Here is a 16,079-nt window from a genome sequence, read left to right as displayed (position 1 = left end):
GGTCGGCGTTGCCCGGACAAATCCAGTTACGCAGGGTCTCATGATGGTCCCAACTGCTCAGCCGACTTCCGGACCACCGGTTTCGTGGTAAAATTCCCGATCCAACCGAGTCACCCGTGTCTTCAACGCGTTCGGATACTTCTTCAGTGTTGCCACAAATGACTTCTTCCAGCTCTGATCCGAATCCACCCGTCGCGGCGATCGCCGCACCCTGTTCCAACCCCGCCACATACTCCGTACCCGAGCCTGCGACGCGGAACCCACCCGAATGTCGTTGCGGTATAAGAAGCGCAAGTTCATCAGGAAATCTCGCACGCACTGGGCAACTCACCTAGGTACGCCATTCTCACGCAGACAGACGCGACGGAACCCGGAATATCAAGCAGCACAAAGAAATCCGCTCCGCCGTCATATTCGCCGTCATGGAGTTATATGTGCGGAGCCCCGAACTAATACCCGTTCGTGATCATGGCACGGTCGGGGACCGCTGTGAAGAAAAGGAACAAAAACGAACTTCGTTGACAATATCGCACGGAGCCATGTCTACTGTTCTCCGCTGGAGAGGTATTGAAGGGAAACGGTTCACGGGTACGAAGCATTACCGCATGACCCCTGATCACGTTCTCCAGCAAGGACGTCGGAAAAAGAACAGTGTGGTCGCGGCGGACTTCGCGCGCGTCGAGAACAGCTACCGCGCGTCTGAAGTACTCGAGAATTGAACAAAGATAGAAGGATCGAACCAATGAAGCGTGGCATCAGTGTTGTTGTCGGTATGGTATCCGCGGTATCTACCGCCTTCTTGGCGGGAATTCCCGCGCATGCGGCCCCCCTAAGCTCCCCAGCCTCCAAGACGTGTTCCGGGCACAGATCTTTGACTACGAGACTGCGGATACCAGTAAGGTGACGTTCACTAATAACTTTGTGGCGCTTACGGGAAGTCCCAAGGTCACTCTGGGTAAACAGTGGTTCGCGGGCACGTCGACCTTGCGGAATACCAGCAACCAAGAACAGGCCATGACCAGTCAGAGCTTCTCCAAGACCGTGGCCAACACGACGACGACGTCGGTCACGCGCGGGTTCTCTGTCTGGACCAAGGTATCGGCCTCGCTGGATATCAGTAAGGCGCTGAAGGTAGGCGCCGAACTGAATACGACCTGGAGCTTCGACCAGACGCACAGCAGCTCGACATCCAATTCGTCGACCTACACCGCTCCCGGACAGACCGTCAAGGTTCCTCCCCACTCCACAGCCACGGTCAACGTCATGCTGCAGCAGTCGGTAGCCACGGGAAACGTCGAACTGAACACCGATATCGGCGGCTTCATCAGCCATCTGCTGAGTCGCAATTCGGCGAGTCCCATAGTGTACTACTTCCCCCCATTCCCGATCTATAAGGCGATCAGGTTGACGCACGATAAGCATACGACCTTTGATCGCAGGGTGCCTCCGCCGCTGCGAGATGGATTCTCGCTGAACGACGCCAGGCAGGTGCTGAACTTCAAGGGTGCCGGAACCTACAGTGCTACTTACGGGGCGAATTTCCTGGTCAAGATTTCGATCAAGCCTGATGCTCCCAACGCTCCCAATGCGCCCGCGCCGAAGACCTTGACACGAACCTTCAAGGCGTTCTGATCTGTGCGCGTACCCGCCGCAGGTGCTTGTTCGGTATGAGGGCCTCGGCAGTCGGTAGGGTATTACGGTGAGACACGGCGGTTCTTTCGGTGGCGTGGTGGTTGTGTGAGTTGGCGCTGCACATTCTGCTGCCGGAAGAACCGCCCCTTTTCAGCTCACCCCACGCCCCGCATCGACTATCTCCAAGCGCGGCCGCTGGTCAGCATGAACACGGTCGCAGTGGGCACCGCGTGGTCATCCACCGTTGCGATGCTCCCCCTTTCAGAAGCCACATAATTCACGCTCTGGAGTCGAAAAACTCACTCCCGTAACTCGATACAGCTAAGCTTAGAGCTCCTATCGGGTTCGGTTGCTGAGTCGTCGCCAGCAGATGAGAGCGGCGGCGAGGTTGAGGAATCCGTGGTGGATGTCGGTGTGGCGTTCCCATCGGATGGCCAGCCGCCGGTACTGGTGTAGCAGGGCGAAGGTCTGCTCGACGATCCAGCGACCGGCGGTCACCGTGTCGCGGGTGCTACGGCGAGCGATGTAGCTGGTGATATGGCGTTGTCTCAGCTCGGAATACACGCTGGGGTAGTCGTATCCCTTGTCTGCGATCAGGTTGGTGAGTCGAGCAGCGTGGGCAACATCAGGTGATCGTTGACGTTGGCCGCGGACAGCGCGACCGCGAGCGGGAAGCCGTTCGCGCAGGTCAGGATATGATGCTTGGAACCAGTCTTGGCGCGGTCTACCGGGCTGGGACCTGTCGCGGCGCCCCCTTTTCGCTCGCACATGCGAGCCGTCGACCATGACCCGGTCGACATCGATCAACTGGGCGGTATGGGCACGAGCGAGCACGGCTTGATGGATCTGCTCGAAGGTCCCGGCGGCTTGCCAGTCCCGTAATCTGCGCCAGCAGGTCATCCCGGACCCGAACCCCAGTTCCTGTGGCAGGTCTTCCCACCCGATCCCGGTGATCAACACGAACAAGATCCCCTGCAGCACCAGGCGCGGGTCCATCTGCGGTGGTCCCGGTGTCCCGGCCGGCTTCACCGGCAGTAGCGGTTCGATTACCGCCCATAACTCGTCATCCACGATCCACGGTGCCGACACAGCGAAACATCCTTCACTGCAACACAACCCGACACCAACCGACCGAACCTGTCAGGAGCTCTTATTCATTTGGTGCTGAAGAAGTGCAGGCCGATAATGGCCTGTAACGTGGTGGGGAATGTTTCGATCGGCGGCCGGTAGCAGCCGCCTCGGCCGCTGGGCATGTGCCAGTTCTTCAGCTGTTTCCACTGGTCCCGCAGACTCGACAAGGTCTTGTTCAGCTGTTTGTCGATGTGCGATAGCGATCGTCGTGGCGATTTGCGGATCGGGGTCACATCGATGCCGTCAACGCCCAGGTATCTCAGGTCGGCGAGAGTGTGCGGGTCGTCGAGAAGTTTGGCCGGCCTCGGAGCAGAGAAATCGACGGCGGCGTGGCGGGCATCCGGTACCGAGACCGGGTCCACAGCCGACAGTTTCCCGGTGCCGTGCGCGGTAATCTGTACGTTGATCCCAGCGTGACCGACTTTGCCGGAGTGCAGGTTCGGATGCGCCTTCCAGTTCCAGGTAGGACAGATCGTGCCGTCGACCAGCACAGTAGTTTTGTCCGCGCTGCCCGGTTCAAGAACTGTCTCGTCCAGGACCTGCGCGATCGCTGGCCGCAGCAACTGCCGGCGGCGATGCGTGGTGGACTGCGACACCCCGAACACCGCACCGGCGAAGTCCTGGGCCGGGTTCCGCCGCGATATCGCCACCACCAACACGATCGACCGGAACATCCCCAGTTTCCACGGTCGACCCGCCGGTACCGGCAGCACCGAGTGGACCCGCGCAGTCAGATCGGTCAGTTGCTCCGCGGATCTCCTTGTCATAGCTCGCGTACTGTAGCGCTCGGCGATACACCGGATCGCTCTATCTTCTGATTCAGCGCATCCACCACTTGTTATCCGGCTGTCACTGTCGACGTGGGCACCTGTCCGAGGCTCGGATTCAGACAGAATCCGGGGGTGGCACACACTACGACCCGGCATCGCCCCCTCACCCCTCGCTTGCCCTGGATAACGGGGGTGCTTCGCGTTGACGAGGAGGGCTTTCTTATGCACAGCCTGCTCGGACACGCCTCACCCGAGGAATACGAGGCCGCCTACTACGCTCGACTACAGCCATCCCAGCCGGTGATGACTCAACCATGAAGCTGGGCCGTCCTCAGTCCTGGTCCGCTGGGGTATGAGAATCAGGAGATAGATTGTAGACGCCGGTTCGCCTTCTCGAACTCGGACGGTGTGAGCCAGCCGAGGCCGGAGTGCCGACGTTGACGGTTGTGGAAGATCTCGATGTAGTCGAAGATGGCGTTGGCAAGTTCAGCGCGAGTTTTCCATTGTTTTCGATTGAGAAGTTCGAGTTGCATTCGACTCCAGAAAGATTCGATCAACGCATTGTCGTACCCATCACCGATGGTGCCCATCGAACCAACGAGACCGGCCTCGGCGATACGGCGACTGAAGGCCCAAGAGGTGAATTGAGTGCTGTGATCGCTATGAATCACCGTCCGATCCGGCGAGCGGGCCGCGATGGCCATGTCGAGCGCATTGAGCACCAACGATGCGGTCTGCCGTGAGTCGATCGCCCAACCGACGATGCGCCGGGAGTAGACATCGATCACCGCGCAGCAATACACCTTTCCTTCTCGGGTGGGATGCTCGGTGACGTCGGTACACCAGAGCTGGTTCTCCCGCTCGGCGGTGAAGTCTCGTTTGACGAGATCCTCGTGCGTGACCCTGTCCTCCTTGCTGATGTAACGCTTCCGCGTTCCAGAAAGGCCGTTGATACCAATATTTTTCATGATCGAGTGCACCTGACCGGACCCGATTTCGATGCCCATCCCGATGGTCAACTCAGCATGGATGCGGCGGACGCCGTAGCAACTGCGCGAGGCCGCGTGGATCGTCTTGATGGTTTCGGCGATCATCGCGTGGCGAAGTCTGCGTTCACAGGGCGGACGGTTGCGGTGGTGACGATATCCGCGTTCGGACACCCCCCAACACTCGGCAGGCGGTGCGGATGCTGATTCCTTGCCCGGTCAAGGCCGCGACAACCGGGAACCGCCTTTTGGGCGGAGGTCGGCGTCGTCGAGGATCTCGGCCGCCAGCCGCGTCGCACGCAGCTCTTCTTCGAGGTCCTTGATGCGCTTCAACGCCTCCCGTAATTGCACCGACTCGACCGAGGACGTACCCGGCGCCTGACCGCGGTCGATGAGGGCTTGCTGCTTCCAGCGATACAACGTGGGTTCGGTAACTTCCAGATCGCGGGCAACCTCGGCCACGGACCGACCTTCATCGACGATCAACGCGACTGCGCGCTCACGGAACTGTGGCGAATACATCATGGGCACGGGCAGGGATCCTTCCATCAAGAGACGAGGAATCCTCATAACCCAGCGGACTCAAACTCGGGACGGCCCAAGCCGGCAGGAAAGCCGGGACGGTTCACTGTTGCGGATAACCCATCGGCGGCTGCTGGTGTTGCGGATAGCTCATGAAAAGGATCGTATCCAGACCAACCATGAAGTGTCCGGTCAGTCAAACAGCGCTAGCTGTACCGCGGCTAGGTCACCGGCCTCTAATCTTGAGAGTGCACCTCGAGCACGTCACCGGATCAAGGGTGGGAGCCGACGCAATCGGTATCCAGCCTGCAACACCGTTGTGAAACAACAACTCTGGCACTATCTCCTCACCGAACCAGCGGGTCATCGCCACCCCGTGCACTTCGCGGCCGTTACGCACCCGCGCATGAATCCCGGACCTGCCGAATCGCGACCGCGCGAAGGCGGCTAAATCGGCGATATCAGTCATGCCCTCATTGTGCGCGAACTTCTCGCCTCGCGCCGATCCCTACCCGACTTGCCGAGGAGACCGACCGTAGCCTCGGATTGAGCGGCTCGCCACAACCTACAGGAGCGAGCCGGCGCACCTCGTATGGATGTCAAGGCCAGCGTGCTGCTCGCCATGTGCCGCCCTCTGTTGGGAGTTCTTATGCGGCGGTGTGGCGGATGAACTCGGCGATCAGTGGCAGGTCTGCTGTGGTCAGTGGCCGGGCGGTGGTCTGCCCGTCCAGGTCGCGCTCGATCAGTGAGCGGATGTAGGCGGACATGGTCATACCCAGGTCAGTGGCGCGGGCCTTGCATCGACGGTCCAGCGCGGCGGGCAGTTTCACCGACCGGGGGACGACGTCGGCTCCGGTGTCCACACCAGGGATGACCGGCGGCGCCAGGGTTTCAGCCTGATCAGTGTGCACATTCAGGCGCTTGGTGAGGGCCGCGACCTCGGCGGGGGTCATGCTGTCGAACTGGTCAGTCATCGGTTGCCTCCCATTTCTCGAAGTTGGCGATCAGTTCCGGGGTCGGCTCGAACGCATTGATCACATACAGGTCCCGACCGTCGACGCGGGCCAGTACCACTAGGGCCCGGCCGTCGTCGGTGCGTCCCATCAGCACTGATGCCTTGATTCCGGTCGCGTCATCGGTGGCGGGAATGAGCCACATCGGTCGTTCGCCAGCTAGCAGCGCACTGAGCATGTCGTATATGTCGTTGATGTCGATCCCGGACAGGGCAAGTAGATGCGCCAAGCCCCAGTAATACCTAATCGCCACATCTGAGACTACCACAGACTACGATTACACCGTCCTGGGGGCCGTGCTGGGAACCAGTCAGGCCACCACACTCAACGCCGACCCCGATATCGAGCGGACCAAGCGTTTGGTCGATTACGGCAACGACGTCGTGGTGCTGCTGGTTTCGATCACTCGACTCGGGCGTGCCTATAACAACGCATCGCCCGCCTCGGGGCTCATCCTCTCCGGCGGTGTCGACTCGACATCTCTGTACCCGCCGAAGCGGTTTCTCGGCGCGGCGCGCAACATCGAGGACGGCGGTTCGCTGACGACCATCGCGACGGCCCTGGTGGAGACCCGGTTCGACCGGTGACGAACGCGACTGAGCACTCAGTTCAGAATGAGTTTGCAGAGGCAGATGACTGAGCAGGCGATGTTGAGTAGGGCTTGGTGGATGTCGGCGCGGTGTTCGTAAGCACCACACGCAACCAGGCAGAAGGCCGCGGCGAGGCAACCATGCCGTGGCCTTCCTCGCGCTCCGGATCCGCCAGCGACCCCACCGGCCGCCTGCCGCCCCTATCGTGTGCTGCGCACCGCCACAATCTCGATCTGTCAGTGGTGACGCGTCACCACTGACATCTCACCGAGAGATGCGTAGCATACGTCGAGTCGTGCCCCGCCACACCGAAATAGGCCCGTGACCAGCCAGTTACCGACCTCCGATGACGAACGCCACCGACACTGAGGACGAAACTCCGGAGCGCCGACCGACATCGACATGACGCATCCCACCAAGGGGTGCCCAGTCCGCGACCGGGTGTCAGGCGGAGGTCCGATAAGGCGGATTATCGGACCTCGCCCCGCGACCCCCGGCTTGCGCCCGATTTCCCGGTCGACCCGGCCGGATCCCGCGCGATCCGGACCGAACGGTGCCGCCAGCGCCCTGCAGGGAAGGTGGCGAGCGCAGGACGGACTAGATTGGAGCAGAGCACGTTGAGCGCGACGAGCGGGCCGGGTAGGTCGCACCCGACAGAACAGCGCGACGGCGCCGAGTGCGCGTCGATTCCTTGGGCAGTGGCGTCGGTGACTCCCGCTACGCTGGTCGGAACCACCGCTCCGCCACCTATTCCCCGCAAAGGACCGCCCGTGCCCGACCACCCGCACCCGCCCGCCGTGCCCCTGTTCCGCCCGGCCGACCGTCACCGTGACGACACGACGCCGCCCCCGCCCGACGGCCGTCCCGTCCCGCAGCCGACCTTCCGGGCCGCGCGCCACCGCCCCGGGGCCGAGACCGACGCCTGAGCGCCCCGCCGCCGGGCCCCCGCGCGGCTGCGCTCGCTCGCCGACGCCGCGCACCCCGATCTGGTCGCCGCCGCATCCGCCCGCTACGCTGCGGACGCGACCCCGGCCACCCACCGTGACGCCGGCCACCCGGATCCGACCACCGCCCCGCCAGTGCGCGCGGTGCTGGCCGGAGTCCGCGCCGCCCACACCCGCGCCGCCCGCCGCGCCCCGGCCGGTCGTGGCCGCGATGGTCGCCACCGCCCACACCGGCGCCACGACCTGGGTGCAGCAGGTCGCCGCGCGCCGCGACATCGCGCTGCTCACCCTGACCTTTAGCATCCTCGGCCGACGCAGCGAAACCGCCGCTCTGACCACTGGTGATCCGTCGCTGACCCTCGACGCCGAACGGCTGTTACAGGTCCGGCTGCGGGGCACCAAGACCAACCGCCACGCGCTCAGCTACATCTACGTGTCCTGCGGGAAAGGCCCGGCGTTGAGCTGTCCGTGGTGCGCGCTGCACCGCTGGCTGGTCTTGCTCACCGTCCGCGACGACACCACCGCCGGGGTACTGCGCCGCCAGCACCGCCGCGGCCGCAGCACCGATTCACACGTTTGACGCGCTGTCTCCGCTGGATGTGGACGATGCCGTGGGACGCGAAGAATGCACGAGCGCGGTGCATGAATCCGGCTGCGGTGGAGGTCTTCTCGTTCGGTAGGAATTCGGTGCGAGCGTGGCGTGAGTACCCGTCGATTGCCGAGTGCAGGTAGATGTAGCCGCCCTTCTTGCCCGCGGTCTTGCCGTGCTCGACTGCTTTGGCCTGCGCTGACCCCTTGCCGCGGACGCGCCAGCCGCCACCGTCGGGGATCCGCCCGACTGATCTCCGATGGCGAGCGCGAGCCGGATAGGGTAGCCACCCCGCAGCGGCCCCATCTGGAAAGCGGACCAGGTGGGGCCACCGTATCCGGGATTGCCGAACCTACTTCTCCAGCTTCTCCAGCATCCAACTGCCGACCGCGTACATATCGTCGGCGGGGATAGTGCGTGTGTAGTGCAGTGGTGGGGTTATCCAGCGGAACCGCCGCCACCCACTGGCCGGGCGGATGGTCCAGCCACCGTACTCGCGGCGAGGGTTCCACTGGTGCGCGCCGGTGTAGCCAGGCTCGCGGGCGACGCGACGAGCCCGGTAGTACAGGTTTCGGCGCAGCCAGAACCACCGGGTCGACCACGTGGCCGGCCCGGTATTGATGTCGCCATGGAGCACCTTCATTCGGTCCAACCTAACACTGGATGAAGGTGGGTATCGTCTCCTTGCGGCCCTCGTCGGTCCCGGTGTCCCATGTGGCCCGCATGAGGATCGTGCCCTGCCATACGCCAGGCACACAGTCCAGCGCCATCGTGGCGACGTGGAGGTGCGGGCTGGGAATCTGTGTGACGACAGCTTCTTCCCCCTTCGGCCTCGGGTTGCTGGAGCCCGACCGGTGCCACAGCTGCAACTTGAGATAGAACTGGAAAGGGGCGGGGTTGCATTCCACCGTCCCGCCTACGACGACGGCCTCGTGCAGCAGGTAAGGCTCCCTGTTGAAGGCGAAGGCGCAGGCACCGCTGGTCGCCTGCGCGACCGGTGCGGTGGTGAGTGTCTGCCCTGTGAGCAATGCGGCGCTAACGGAGACGACCATGGTGGCTGTCCGAATAGCGTTGTTTCTCATAGATATCCTCCCACTATCTATTGCTTCCGCGCTTCGTGTGCGAAACACGTTGTATCCCATAGGTATCCTCTATTACCTACTGCTCCCACGTCTCGCGAGAGAGGCAAAACCGTCTCGGTCGCCTACGATCAGGACGGGGCGCTCGGGGTAGCGCCCCTCCAGCGTCGCGTGTGCCGGTGACGTGGTGGTCGTGCCGGATCGCGGTGAGCAGCTGAGCGCGCAGAGGTCCGAGGAGGGGCGTGGCGTGGAGTGTTGCCCACAGCAGCATGCGCTGGGTGCAGGGCTGGAGACCGCTGCGGGTGAGGCGGTAGCGCCGCTGTCTGTCGTCCCAGTCGCCGAACACCACGATCTGTCCGGACAGCGTGTGATACACCGTCGTGTCGGCCCACACGCTGGATGTGCGGCGGATACAGGTGTGGACACGGTCGCGGATGACGAACAGGAATGGCAGGTCGCTGAGCCGACCGGCCACCTCTGTCGGCAGCAGGCAGCTGAATGTCCGGTAGGACAGGTATTCCTTGATCACCGAGGAACCAGCGAGAAAGCCCCTTCAGTGTTCAACCGGCTCCAACCTGGCGGATATGGGCCGGGAAGCGGCAGAGTGCCCGCCGTTGAATCCATGTGGTGGTGGGCGACTTCCGAACGTGATGTATCCGCAGGTTCGGGAGGCCACGGGGAAGGTCTGCAGCGTACCCGTGGATGGCCGCAGGGGCATAGTTGGGCACCGGCCCTGCCGATCGATCATCAGTGAACACGGGAACCTGCCCGGTGTCGACCACATCCGCCGAACCAGAGCGGTCGCCGGTCAGGTGCATCGGACCACCGACGGGGACGGGCAGGGGCGGAGCCGCCGTAGCACTTGGAGTCGGGGAAAGCCCGGCACAGGGGTAAGGGCGGCAGCGAGTCATACAGGAGAGGACTGGAATGCCTGAAGACGCGATGGTGAATACCGTCGCTCCGGTCGAGCAGCCAAGGTTGGTCGGGCGGGTACGGGAGATCCAGACGAAACTGCACAGGTGGGCGGGCCACGACCCGGACCGCCGTTTCTGTGATTTGTTCAACCTGGTCGCCGACCCGGCGTTCCTCGCTGCGGCGTGGATACGGGTGCGGGACAATCGCGGCACGAAAACCTCTGGGGTGGATGGCCGTACGGTCTTCTATATCGAGCAGACAGTCGGGGTTCCGGAGTTCTTGGCCAGGGTACGCCGGGTTCTGCTGTCGGGGGTGTTCGCGCCGCTTCCGGTGCGGGAGCCGATGATCCCGAAAGCTGGCGGCAAGTTGCGCCGGCTGGGTGTCCCGACCGTCCGGGACCGCGTGGTGCAAGCCGCGCTCAAGCTGGTGTTCGGACCGATCTTCGAGGCCGATTTCCGCCCGTGTTCCTACGGGTTTCGGCCGCACAGACGGGCGTGGGACGCGATCGCCGAGATCCATCAGTTCACCTCTCGCGGTTACGAGCAGGTGCTGGAGGCCGACATCGAGGCGTGTTTCGATGCCATCGACTACACCGTCATGATGGATCGGGTGCGTCGAAGGATCGGAGACAAGAAAGTCCTCACGCTGGTGAAAGCTTTCCTCAAATCGGGCGTCATGACCGAGTTGGGGCGGCTGGCTGCCAACGACACCGGCGCCCCGCAAGGTGGGATCCTTACGCCCCCAACGCAGTTGGCAACTTCTGCTTCGATGTCACGCTGAGCTACCGCCGGTTGGAACGCCCTCGCCGGATTTCCGGGGCGGTGTGACATGTTTGGTATTACAGTTGTGACGTGGCTGGGAATCGTTGCAGCACTGCTGAATTTGCTCGGCGTGTCAATGCGGCAGTGGAGCTTGCCCGTGCTGGCGTGCCGGTTGCCGATGCAGCGGGAGTGCTGGTGGCCCGGTTCGGGTGTTCGCCGCGGCAGGCCCGCCGTTACCTGGCCCGCGCTGACGGTGGTGAGGTTGCGGTGCCGGAGCCGGTCGTCGTGGTCACGATCAAAGTGCCTGCTGCACTGGCAGATCGCGCCCGTGAACAGGCTCGGGCGTCGGGCGGGGCGGTCTCCGCTGTGGTGGCGTCGGCGTTGGCCGAGTATCTGGCGTCCGGTCGGCGGTCGGTCGGCCGGTGATCCGGCGGCAGGTCGAGACGGAGTTCGTTTTCGACCGGCACGCGGCCACGGATCTGTCGGTGGCCTATGAGATTTTGGTTCCGCAGCGACGGGCCCGCATCGGGCGAGCTCAGGAAGGATCCTCGTCACATGACGAGCGCGGTGATTTACGCCCGGGTGTCCTCGGCCCGGCAGAAGAAGAACGAGACGATCGCATCCCAGATCGCGGCACTGCAACGCGCACGCTGAAACTCTCGGGCTCGAGGTGCCTGAGCAGTGGGTATTCGCCGATGACGGGCATTCCGGCGCCACGCTGGTCCGGCCGGCGCTCGAGCGGCTGCGGGATCTGGTCGCCGGGGTCGGGGTGGATATGGTCTTGTGCTATTCGCCGGACCGGCTGGCCCGCAAGTTCGCCTTGCAGGCGCTGCTGTTCGAGGAATTCACCAGGGCGGGAACGAAAGTCGAGTTCGTCAACGGTCCGCATGGTGATTCACCGGAGGATCAGTTGCTGGTGCAGTTCCAGGGCATGTTCGCCGAGTACGAGAAGGCTCAGATCCTGGAGCGGTATCGGCGCGGCAAGACTCACCGAGCCCGCAGCGGGTCGGTGAACGTGCTCGGTGGTGCACCGTTCGGCTACCGCTACCTGCGCCGCACCGACCATTCCGGTGCGGTTTACGAGATCGTCGAGCACGAGGCCGTCCTGGTCGCGGAGATGTTTCGCCGCTACGCCGACGACGGCGCCTCGATCGCGGATCTGGCCCGCTGGCTCACCGGCTCGGGCACCCTGACGCGCACCGGAAAGACCCGCTGGGACCGGTCGGTGATCTGGGCGATGCTACGCAACCCCGCCTATGCCGGTCGCGCGGTGTTCGGCAAGACCATGGTCGTGCACGAATCGGCAGCGCTGAACCGCATCGCCCGGTTGCAGGGCCGATCGGTGCCCAAGCCGTCGAAAACGGTGGACCGCCCGCGTGAGGAGTGGATCGAGATCCCGGTCCCGGCGATCGTGACCGCCGAAACCTTCGACCGGGTAGCTGCGCGGCTGGCCGACAACAAGCGGTCCTTGGGCCGGGGAAGTGTCGATCCGTCTCTGCTGCAAGGGCTTTCGGTCTGCGCTGCGTGTGGTTACGGCTACTATCGCACGTCGACTCGCACCACGAACAAGAAGATCTACTACTACCGGTGCCTGGGATCGGACGACTACCGCTACGAAGGCGGGCGGGTCTGTGACAACAAGCCCGTGCGCGCGGACTACCTCGACACCGTCGTCTGGGATCACATCACCGCCCTGTTGGCCGACCCGCGGCTGATCCGCGACGAGATCGACAAACGCCTGCAGACCGCAAAAACATCTGATCCTGTTGTTGCACAACGTAAAAAGCTTGAGGCAGCGCTCACGAAAGCGCGCTCCGGGATCGCGGCGATGATCGAAGCGTTCGGCGAGCAGTTGATCAACATCGACGAGTTACGCGCCCGCATGCCCGATCTTCGGGCCCGCGAAACGAACCTGCGCAACCAGATCGAGGCCCTCGATGCCCAGCTCGCCGACCGCGACGCCTACCTCGCCCTCGCCGCCGACCTGCAAGGCTTCCTCAGCCAACTGAACACCGGCGCCGAAACGGCCACCACCGCCGAACGCCGCCGAATGCTGAAACTGCTGGTCAAAGACGTCCTCATCGGACCAGAAAAGATCACCATCCGCCACCGCATTCCCATCCGCGAACGCACCAGCGATACCGCAGCGGCGACCGGCAGCACCGACACGGAGGGCGAACATTGCCAACTGCGTTGGGGGCGTAATCTCCCCGCTGCTGGCCAACATCGCACTCAGTGCGCTCGACGAGCATTTCGAGCGCCGCTGGAACACGATGAGCCACAAGCAGCGTCACACCGCCGCCCGCAAAGGCGTTCCGATCTGCCGGTTGGTCCGCTATGCCGGCGACTTCGTCGTCTTCGTAAGCGGCACCGAAACGCAGACCGAAGCTCTGCGAGAGGAAGTGGCGGGAGTGCTCGGCCCGCTCGGACTGCGTCTGTCGCAGGCCAAGACGCGGGTCGCGCACATCGATGACGGGTTCGACTTCCTGGGGTTCCGCATCCAGCGGTCCCGTAAGAAGGGAACTCCGGACAAGCGGTTCGTCTACACGTTCCCGTCGAAGAAGGCCCTGGCCTCGATCGTCGGGAAGGTCCGCGAAACCACTCGCAGGAACAGCGCCAGGAACCTGGCCAAACTGCTGCGCACGCTCAATCCCATGATCCGGGGCTGGTGCACGTATTTCCGGCATGCGGCATCCAAAACCACGTTCGCCTATCTCACCGCCTACACTTGGCGGCGGGTATTCAACTGGACGGTGAAACGTCACCCGAAGACCCCGGTCCGGAAGCTGCGACGGCAGTACTTCCCGGACTGGAAGCCTACAGACGGTGACGTGACACTGTTCTACGCGGGCACACGGAACGACATCACCTGGCTCTGATCCCGGGTGGACTCGTTATCGGGGACTGCTCACTGAAACTCAACGCCTGCCACTGGAAGTGCAGCAGAGCCGAAGTTCAGACAGTCCCCGACTCGCCCGGTGTGCCTCACAGTTATCTCTCAGCCGCTGTGGTCATGCTCACGGCCATTAACCTACAAGTCTGTGTGTTCGTATCAGGGGTGTTGGGGTCGTGCCATGCGCGTCATTGATAGTGCAGTACGGAAATGGCGAGACAGGAACACATCAGCTATGGCGGAGGTTGGTTCGTCCCAAACGGCAGTCGCCGCGTCACAGCGGCAAGTGATAACGCGGGAGATAGATCAGTCGAACGGGGTCAGCAGTCCGGTCTCGCTGCGCTGGCGGGTCACGTTGCTGGCCGCGTCAGTCGTGGTGGTGGCTGTTGCGCTGACCTCCATTGCTGCCTACGCGATGATTGCGCGTGCCCTCTACGCCGAGGTGGACAGACAGTTGCAGCAGCGAGCCAACGGAATGATCGTTACCGGACTCGATTCCGTCGACCTGCGATACGTTTTCACTCTGGGGAGCATGTACTCCAGCGACGTTTCCCTCGCGTTGAGATACCCGGACGCGGAGCAGTGGGTGGCGTTGCCATGGGGGGACGTACCGATCGGTACAGCAGAACAGGCGGTGGCCAGCGGTCAGAGCGAATTCTCGTTGAGAACGGTCGGTGACCAGCGGGTACTGGCACAGCGAATGAAGACTGGCGCAACGCTCGTTATCTGGCGACCTTTGAAACCGACGCAAAACGTGCTCAATCGGTTGGCCTGGTTGTTGTTCGCTGTCGGTGGTGCCGGTGTCGTTTTGGCTGCTGCGGCGGGAGCCGCTGTGGGTGCGACGGGGCTGCGACCCGTCGCACGGTTGACCGCGGCAACCGAACGAATCGCACGCACCAACGATCTGACACCGATTCCCGTCACAGGAGACGACGAGCTCGCCAAGCTGACCAACAGCTTCAACATTATGCTCCGAGCACTCGCGGAATCGCGCGACCAGCAACGCCGATTGGTTGTCGATGCGAGTCATGAACTGCGCACCCCTCTGACGTCGCTGCGCACCAACATGGAACTGGTGATCGCCTCGTCACGCCCTGGCGCGCCCCCGATCCCCGAGCATGACATGGCCGAGCTCCGCTCGGACGTGCTCGCACAGATCGAGGAGATGTCCACACTGGTCACCGATCTCGTAGAGCTGGCGCGCGAGGACGCGACCGAAATCACCTACGAGCAGGTCGATGTCAGTGAGGTGACTGCACAGGCGCTGGACCGCGTGCGGCGACGCCGTCCCGGAATCACATTCGTAGCAGAGTTGCGCCCGTGGTTGCTGTACGGGCACGACGCCGGGCTCGAGCGTGCGATCCTCAACGTGCTCGACAACGCCGCGAAGTGGAGCCCAGAAAGAGGTGAGGTTCGCGTAACAATGCGCGAAAACAGCTCCAACCTGATCGAATTAATCGTTGACGACCAAGGACCGGGAATCCCACCCACCGAGCGGGAATTGGTAACCGAGCGGTTCTACCGAACAGCATCCGCTCGGTCGATGCCCGGATCTGGTCTAGGACTCGCTATTGTCGAACAAGTGGTCACAAAACACGGCGGCACGCTTTCGATCGAGACATCCGATCGCGGTGGCGCACTGATTCGCATGACTTTACCTGGCAAAAGTGCGTCACAAGGCAACGAACAACATGTCCTTGCGGGGTCGGGATGATCACCGCAACGGTTCCGCCTGCCGAGTAGCTACGACACAGCTCTTGATAATGACGGGCACGAGCGAAACATCAAGTACGACAAAAATTCCGAAGAATATCATCGCCCTTGCGTCGCCCGTGCCCTCTATACGTCAGACCTGGCGTTCATCACCTGTTCTTGCAGCCCAGCATCATGACAACAGGCGACGTGGAGCCCGGTCAGGTGGGCTGTAGAGCGTGGGATGTGTCAGTGTCTACATGCCTGGTGGATGGTGCCGATATATCGGTGGCTCGTCGGGTACGGCATGAACTCGACCACCCTATGTGGGCTGCCAGTGCCAGCCTTTTGCTCGTTGTAGGTGCACACCCATTCTCGATTTTCGCCATGGGGGCCGTCGTGAGTCTTCCAGTTCATAGTCTGCCGATTGCATTCCGTCTTGGTGGGATATGCGTTGGCACTCGGCGCCGCGAGTGCAAGCGAACCCGCGATGGCCGCTGAAGCAGCAATGACGAATGAAACCTTCTTACGAAGGACTTTCATGGATCTTCCCCAAAATAAA

The 16,079-nt window shown here is 62.8% G+C and carries 15 protein-coding genes and 5 pseudogenes; 10 read left to right on the top strand and 10 right to left on the bottom strand.

Annotation, left to right across the window (positions count from 1 at the left end):
• Positions 1–229, bottom strand: a 229-nt coding sequence (locus tag ACX4ZE_RS22045; RefSeq protein ID WP_480275381.1) for a hypothetical protein, incomplete at its 3' end; no start/stop codon positions are given.
• Between the two features lie 623 nt (positions 230–852).
• On the opposite strand from ACX4ZE_RS22045, the gene ACX4ZE_RS22040 reads away from it, so the two are divergent.
• Positions 853–1,632, top strand: a complete 780-nt coding sequence (locus tag ACX4ZE_RS22040) for an ETX/MTX2 family pore-forming toxin (protein ID WP_480275380.1) — start codon at positions 853–855, stop codon at positions 1,630–1,632.
• Positions 1,633–1,968: 336 nt separating this feature from the next.
• On the opposite strand, the pseudogene ACX4ZE_RS22035 reads toward ACX4ZE_RS22040, so the two are convergent.
• Positions 1,969–2,721 (bottom strand): annotated as a pseudogene (locus ACX4ZE_RS22035) (IS5 family transposase).
• A 65-nt stretch (positions 2,722–2,786) separates the two neighbouring features.
• Positions 2,787–3,530 (bottom strand): transposase, encoded by a 744-nt coding sequence (locus tag ACX4ZE_RS22030; RefSeq protein WP_480275379.1) that lies wholly within the window; start codon positions 3,528–3,530, stop codon positions 2,787–2,789.
• Between the two features lie 135 nt (positions 3,531–3,665).
• On the opposite strand from ACX4ZE_RS22030, the gene ACX4ZE_RS22025 reads away from it, so the two are divergent.
• On the top strand, positions 3,666–3,851 hold the full coding sequence (locus ACX4ZE_RS22025) for a hypothetical protein (RefSeq protein WP_480275378.1): 186 nt from the start codon (positions 3,666–3,668) through the stop codon (positions 3,849–3,851).
• 41 nt (positions 3,852–3,892) lie between these two features.
• On the opposite strand, the pseudogene ACX4ZE_RS22020 reads toward ACX4ZE_RS22025, so the two are convergent.
• From ACX4ZE_RS22020 to ACX4ZE_RS22010, 3 genes and pseudogenes are all read right to left on the bottom strand, one after another.
• Positions 3,893–5,050 (bottom strand): annotated as a pseudogene (locus tag ACX4ZE_RS22020) (IS3 family transposase).
• A 638-nt stretch (positions 5,051–5,688) separates the two neighbouring features.
• Entirely contained in the window at positions 5,689–6,015 is a 327-nt protein-coding gene (locus tag ACX4ZE_RS22015) for a hypothetical protein (RefSeq protein ID WP_480275377.1), read from the bottom strand.
• Entirely contained in the window at positions 6,008–6,307 is a 300-nt protein-coding gene (locus tag ACX4ZE_RS22010; RefSeq protein ID WP_480275376.1) for a DUF4258 domain-containing protein, read from the bottom strand. Before ACX4ZE_RS22010 ends, ACX4ZE_RS22015 begins: the two co-directional genes overlap by 8 nt.
• Before the next feature lie 4 nt (positions 6,308–6,311).
• On the opposite strand from ACX4ZE_RS22010, the pseudogene ACX4ZE_RS22005 reads away from it, so the two are divergent.
• From ACX4ZE_RS22005 to ACX4ZE_RS21995, 3 genes and pseudogenes are all read left to right on the top strand, one after another.
• Positions 6,312–6,642: pseudogene (locus ACX4ZE_RS22005) on the top strand (transcription termination factor Rho); the annotation flags it as partial.
• Positions 6,643–7,261: 619 nt separating this feature from the next.
• On the top strand, positions 7,262–7,570 hold the full coding sequence (locus ACX4ZE_RS22000) for a hypothetical protein (protein ID WP_480275375.1): 309 nt from the start codon (positions 7,262–7,264) through the stop codon (positions 7,568–7,570).
• 229 nt (positions 7,571–7,799) lie between these two features.
• Positions 7,800–8,168 (top strand): site-specific integrase, encoded by a 369-nt coding sequence (locus ACX4ZE_RS21995; RefSeq protein WP_480275374.1) that lies wholly within the window; start codon positions 7,800–7,802, stop codon positions 8,166–8,168.
• Between the two features lie 10 nt (positions 8,169–8,178).
• Here the strand turns inward: ACX4ZE_RS21995 and ACX4ZE_RS21990 are convergent.
• The 4 genes and pseudogenes from ACX4ZE_RS21990 to ACX4ZE_RS21975 form a co-directional block, all read right to left on the bottom strand.
• Positions 8,179–8,433: pseudogene (locus tag ACX4ZE_RS21990) on the bottom strand (IS481 family transposase); the annotation flags it as partial.
• 96 nt (positions 8,434–8,529) lie between these two features.
• Positions 8,530–8,820 carry a hypothetical protein gene (locus ACX4ZE_RS21985; RefSeq protein ID WP_480275373.1) on the bottom strand — a complete coding sequence of 97 codons (291 nt, stop codon included), beginning with the start codon at positions 8,818–8,820 and terminating at the stop codon, positions 8,530–8,532.
• A 10-nt stretch (positions 8,821–8,830) separates the two neighbouring features.
• On the bottom strand, positions 8,831–9,259 hold the full coding sequence (locus tag ACX4ZE_RS21980; RefSeq protein WP_480275372.1) for a hypothetical protein: 429 nt from the start codon (positions 9,257–9,259) through the stop codon (positions 8,831–8,833).
• 76 nt (positions 9,260–9,335) lie between these two features.
• Positions 9,336–9,785: a hypothetical protein gene (locus tag ACX4ZE_RS21975; protein WP_480275371.1), complete on the bottom strand. Its 450-nt coding sequence runs from the start codon at positions 9,783–9,785 to the stop codon at positions 9,336–9,338.
• 398 nt (positions 9,786–10,183) lie between these two features.
• Between ACX4ZE_RS21975 and ACX4ZE_RS21970 the strand changes: the two genes are divergently transcribed.
• The 5 genes and pseudogenes from ACX4ZE_RS21970 (at position 10,184) to ACX4ZE_RS21950 (ending at position 15,539) form a co-directional block, all read left to right on the top strand.
• Entirely contained in the window at positions 10,184–10,951 is a 768-nt protein-coding gene (locus tag ACX4ZE_RS21970) for a reverse transcriptase domain-containing protein (RefSeq protein ID WP_480275370.1), read from the top strand.
• Between the two features lie 71 nt (positions 10,952–11,022).
• On the top strand, positions 11,023–11,358 hold the full coding sequence (locus ACX4ZE_RS21965) for a hypothetical protein (protein WP_480275369.1): 336 nt from the start codon (positions 11,023–11,025) through the stop codon (positions 11,356–11,358).
• A gap of 244 nt (positions 11,359–11,602) precedes the next feature.
• Positions 11,603–12,607: pseudogene (locus ACX4ZE_RS21960) on the top strand (recombinase family protein); the annotation flags it as partial.
• Between the two features lie 463 nt (positions 12,608–13,070).
• Positions 13,071–13,811, top strand: a complete 741-nt coding sequence (locus ACX4ZE_RS21955; RefSeq protein WP_480275382.1) for a group II intron maturase-specific domain-containing protein — start codon at positions 13,071–13,073, stop codon at positions 13,809–13,811.
• A gap of 249 nt (positions 13,812–14,060) precedes the next feature.
• The gene (locus ACX4ZE_RS21950; RefSeq protein WP_480275368.1) at positions 14,061–15,539 is read left to right on the top strand and encodes a sensor histidine kinase; all 1,479 of its coding nucleotides are present in this window, start codon (positions 14,061–14,063) and stop codon (positions 15,537–15,539) included.
• The last annotated feature ends 540 nt before the right edge of the window (positions 15,540–16,079 follow it).

Source organism: Nocardia sp. TBRC8007 (genome assembly GCF_056629435.1).
The sequence above is the reverse complement of the archived record's forward strand: the minus strand, read 5'-3'. Positions and strand labels throughout refer to the sequence as shown.

What these genes read in the sequence shown, in the direction of transcription:
- ACX4ZE_RS21995 (WP_480275374.1), top strand. Translation starts at nt 7,800, where the DNA reads ATGGTCGCCACCGCCCACACCGGCGCCACGACCTGGGTGCAGCAGGTC.
- ACX4ZE_RS21970 (WP_480275370.1), top strand. Translation starts at nt 10,184, where the DNA reads ATGCCTGAAGACGCGATGGTGAATACCGTCGCTCCGGTCGAGCAGCCA.
- ACX4ZE_RS22015 (WP_480275377.1), bottom strand. Translation starts at nt 6,015, where the DNA reads ATGACTGACCAGTTCGACAGCATGACCCCCGCCGAGGTCGCGGCCCTC.
- ACX4ZE_RS21980 (WP_480275372.1), bottom strand. Translation starts at nt 9,259, where the DNA reads ATGAGAAACAACGCTATTCGGACAGCCACCATGGTCGTCTCCGTTAGC.
- ACX4ZE_RS22030 (WP_480275379.1), bottom strand. Translation starts at nt 3,530, where the DNA reads ATGACAAGGAGATCCGCGGAGCAACTGACCGATCTGACTGCGCGGGTC.
- ACX4ZE_RS21985 (WP_480275373.1), bottom strand. Translation starts at nt 8,820, where the DNA reads ATGAAGGTGCTCCATGGCGACATCAATACCGGGCCGGCCACGTGGTCG.
- ACX4ZE_RS21950 (WP_480275368.1), top strand. Translation starts at nt 14,061, where the DNA reads ATGGCGGAGGTTGGTTCGTCCCAAACGGCAGTCGCCGCGTCACAGCGG.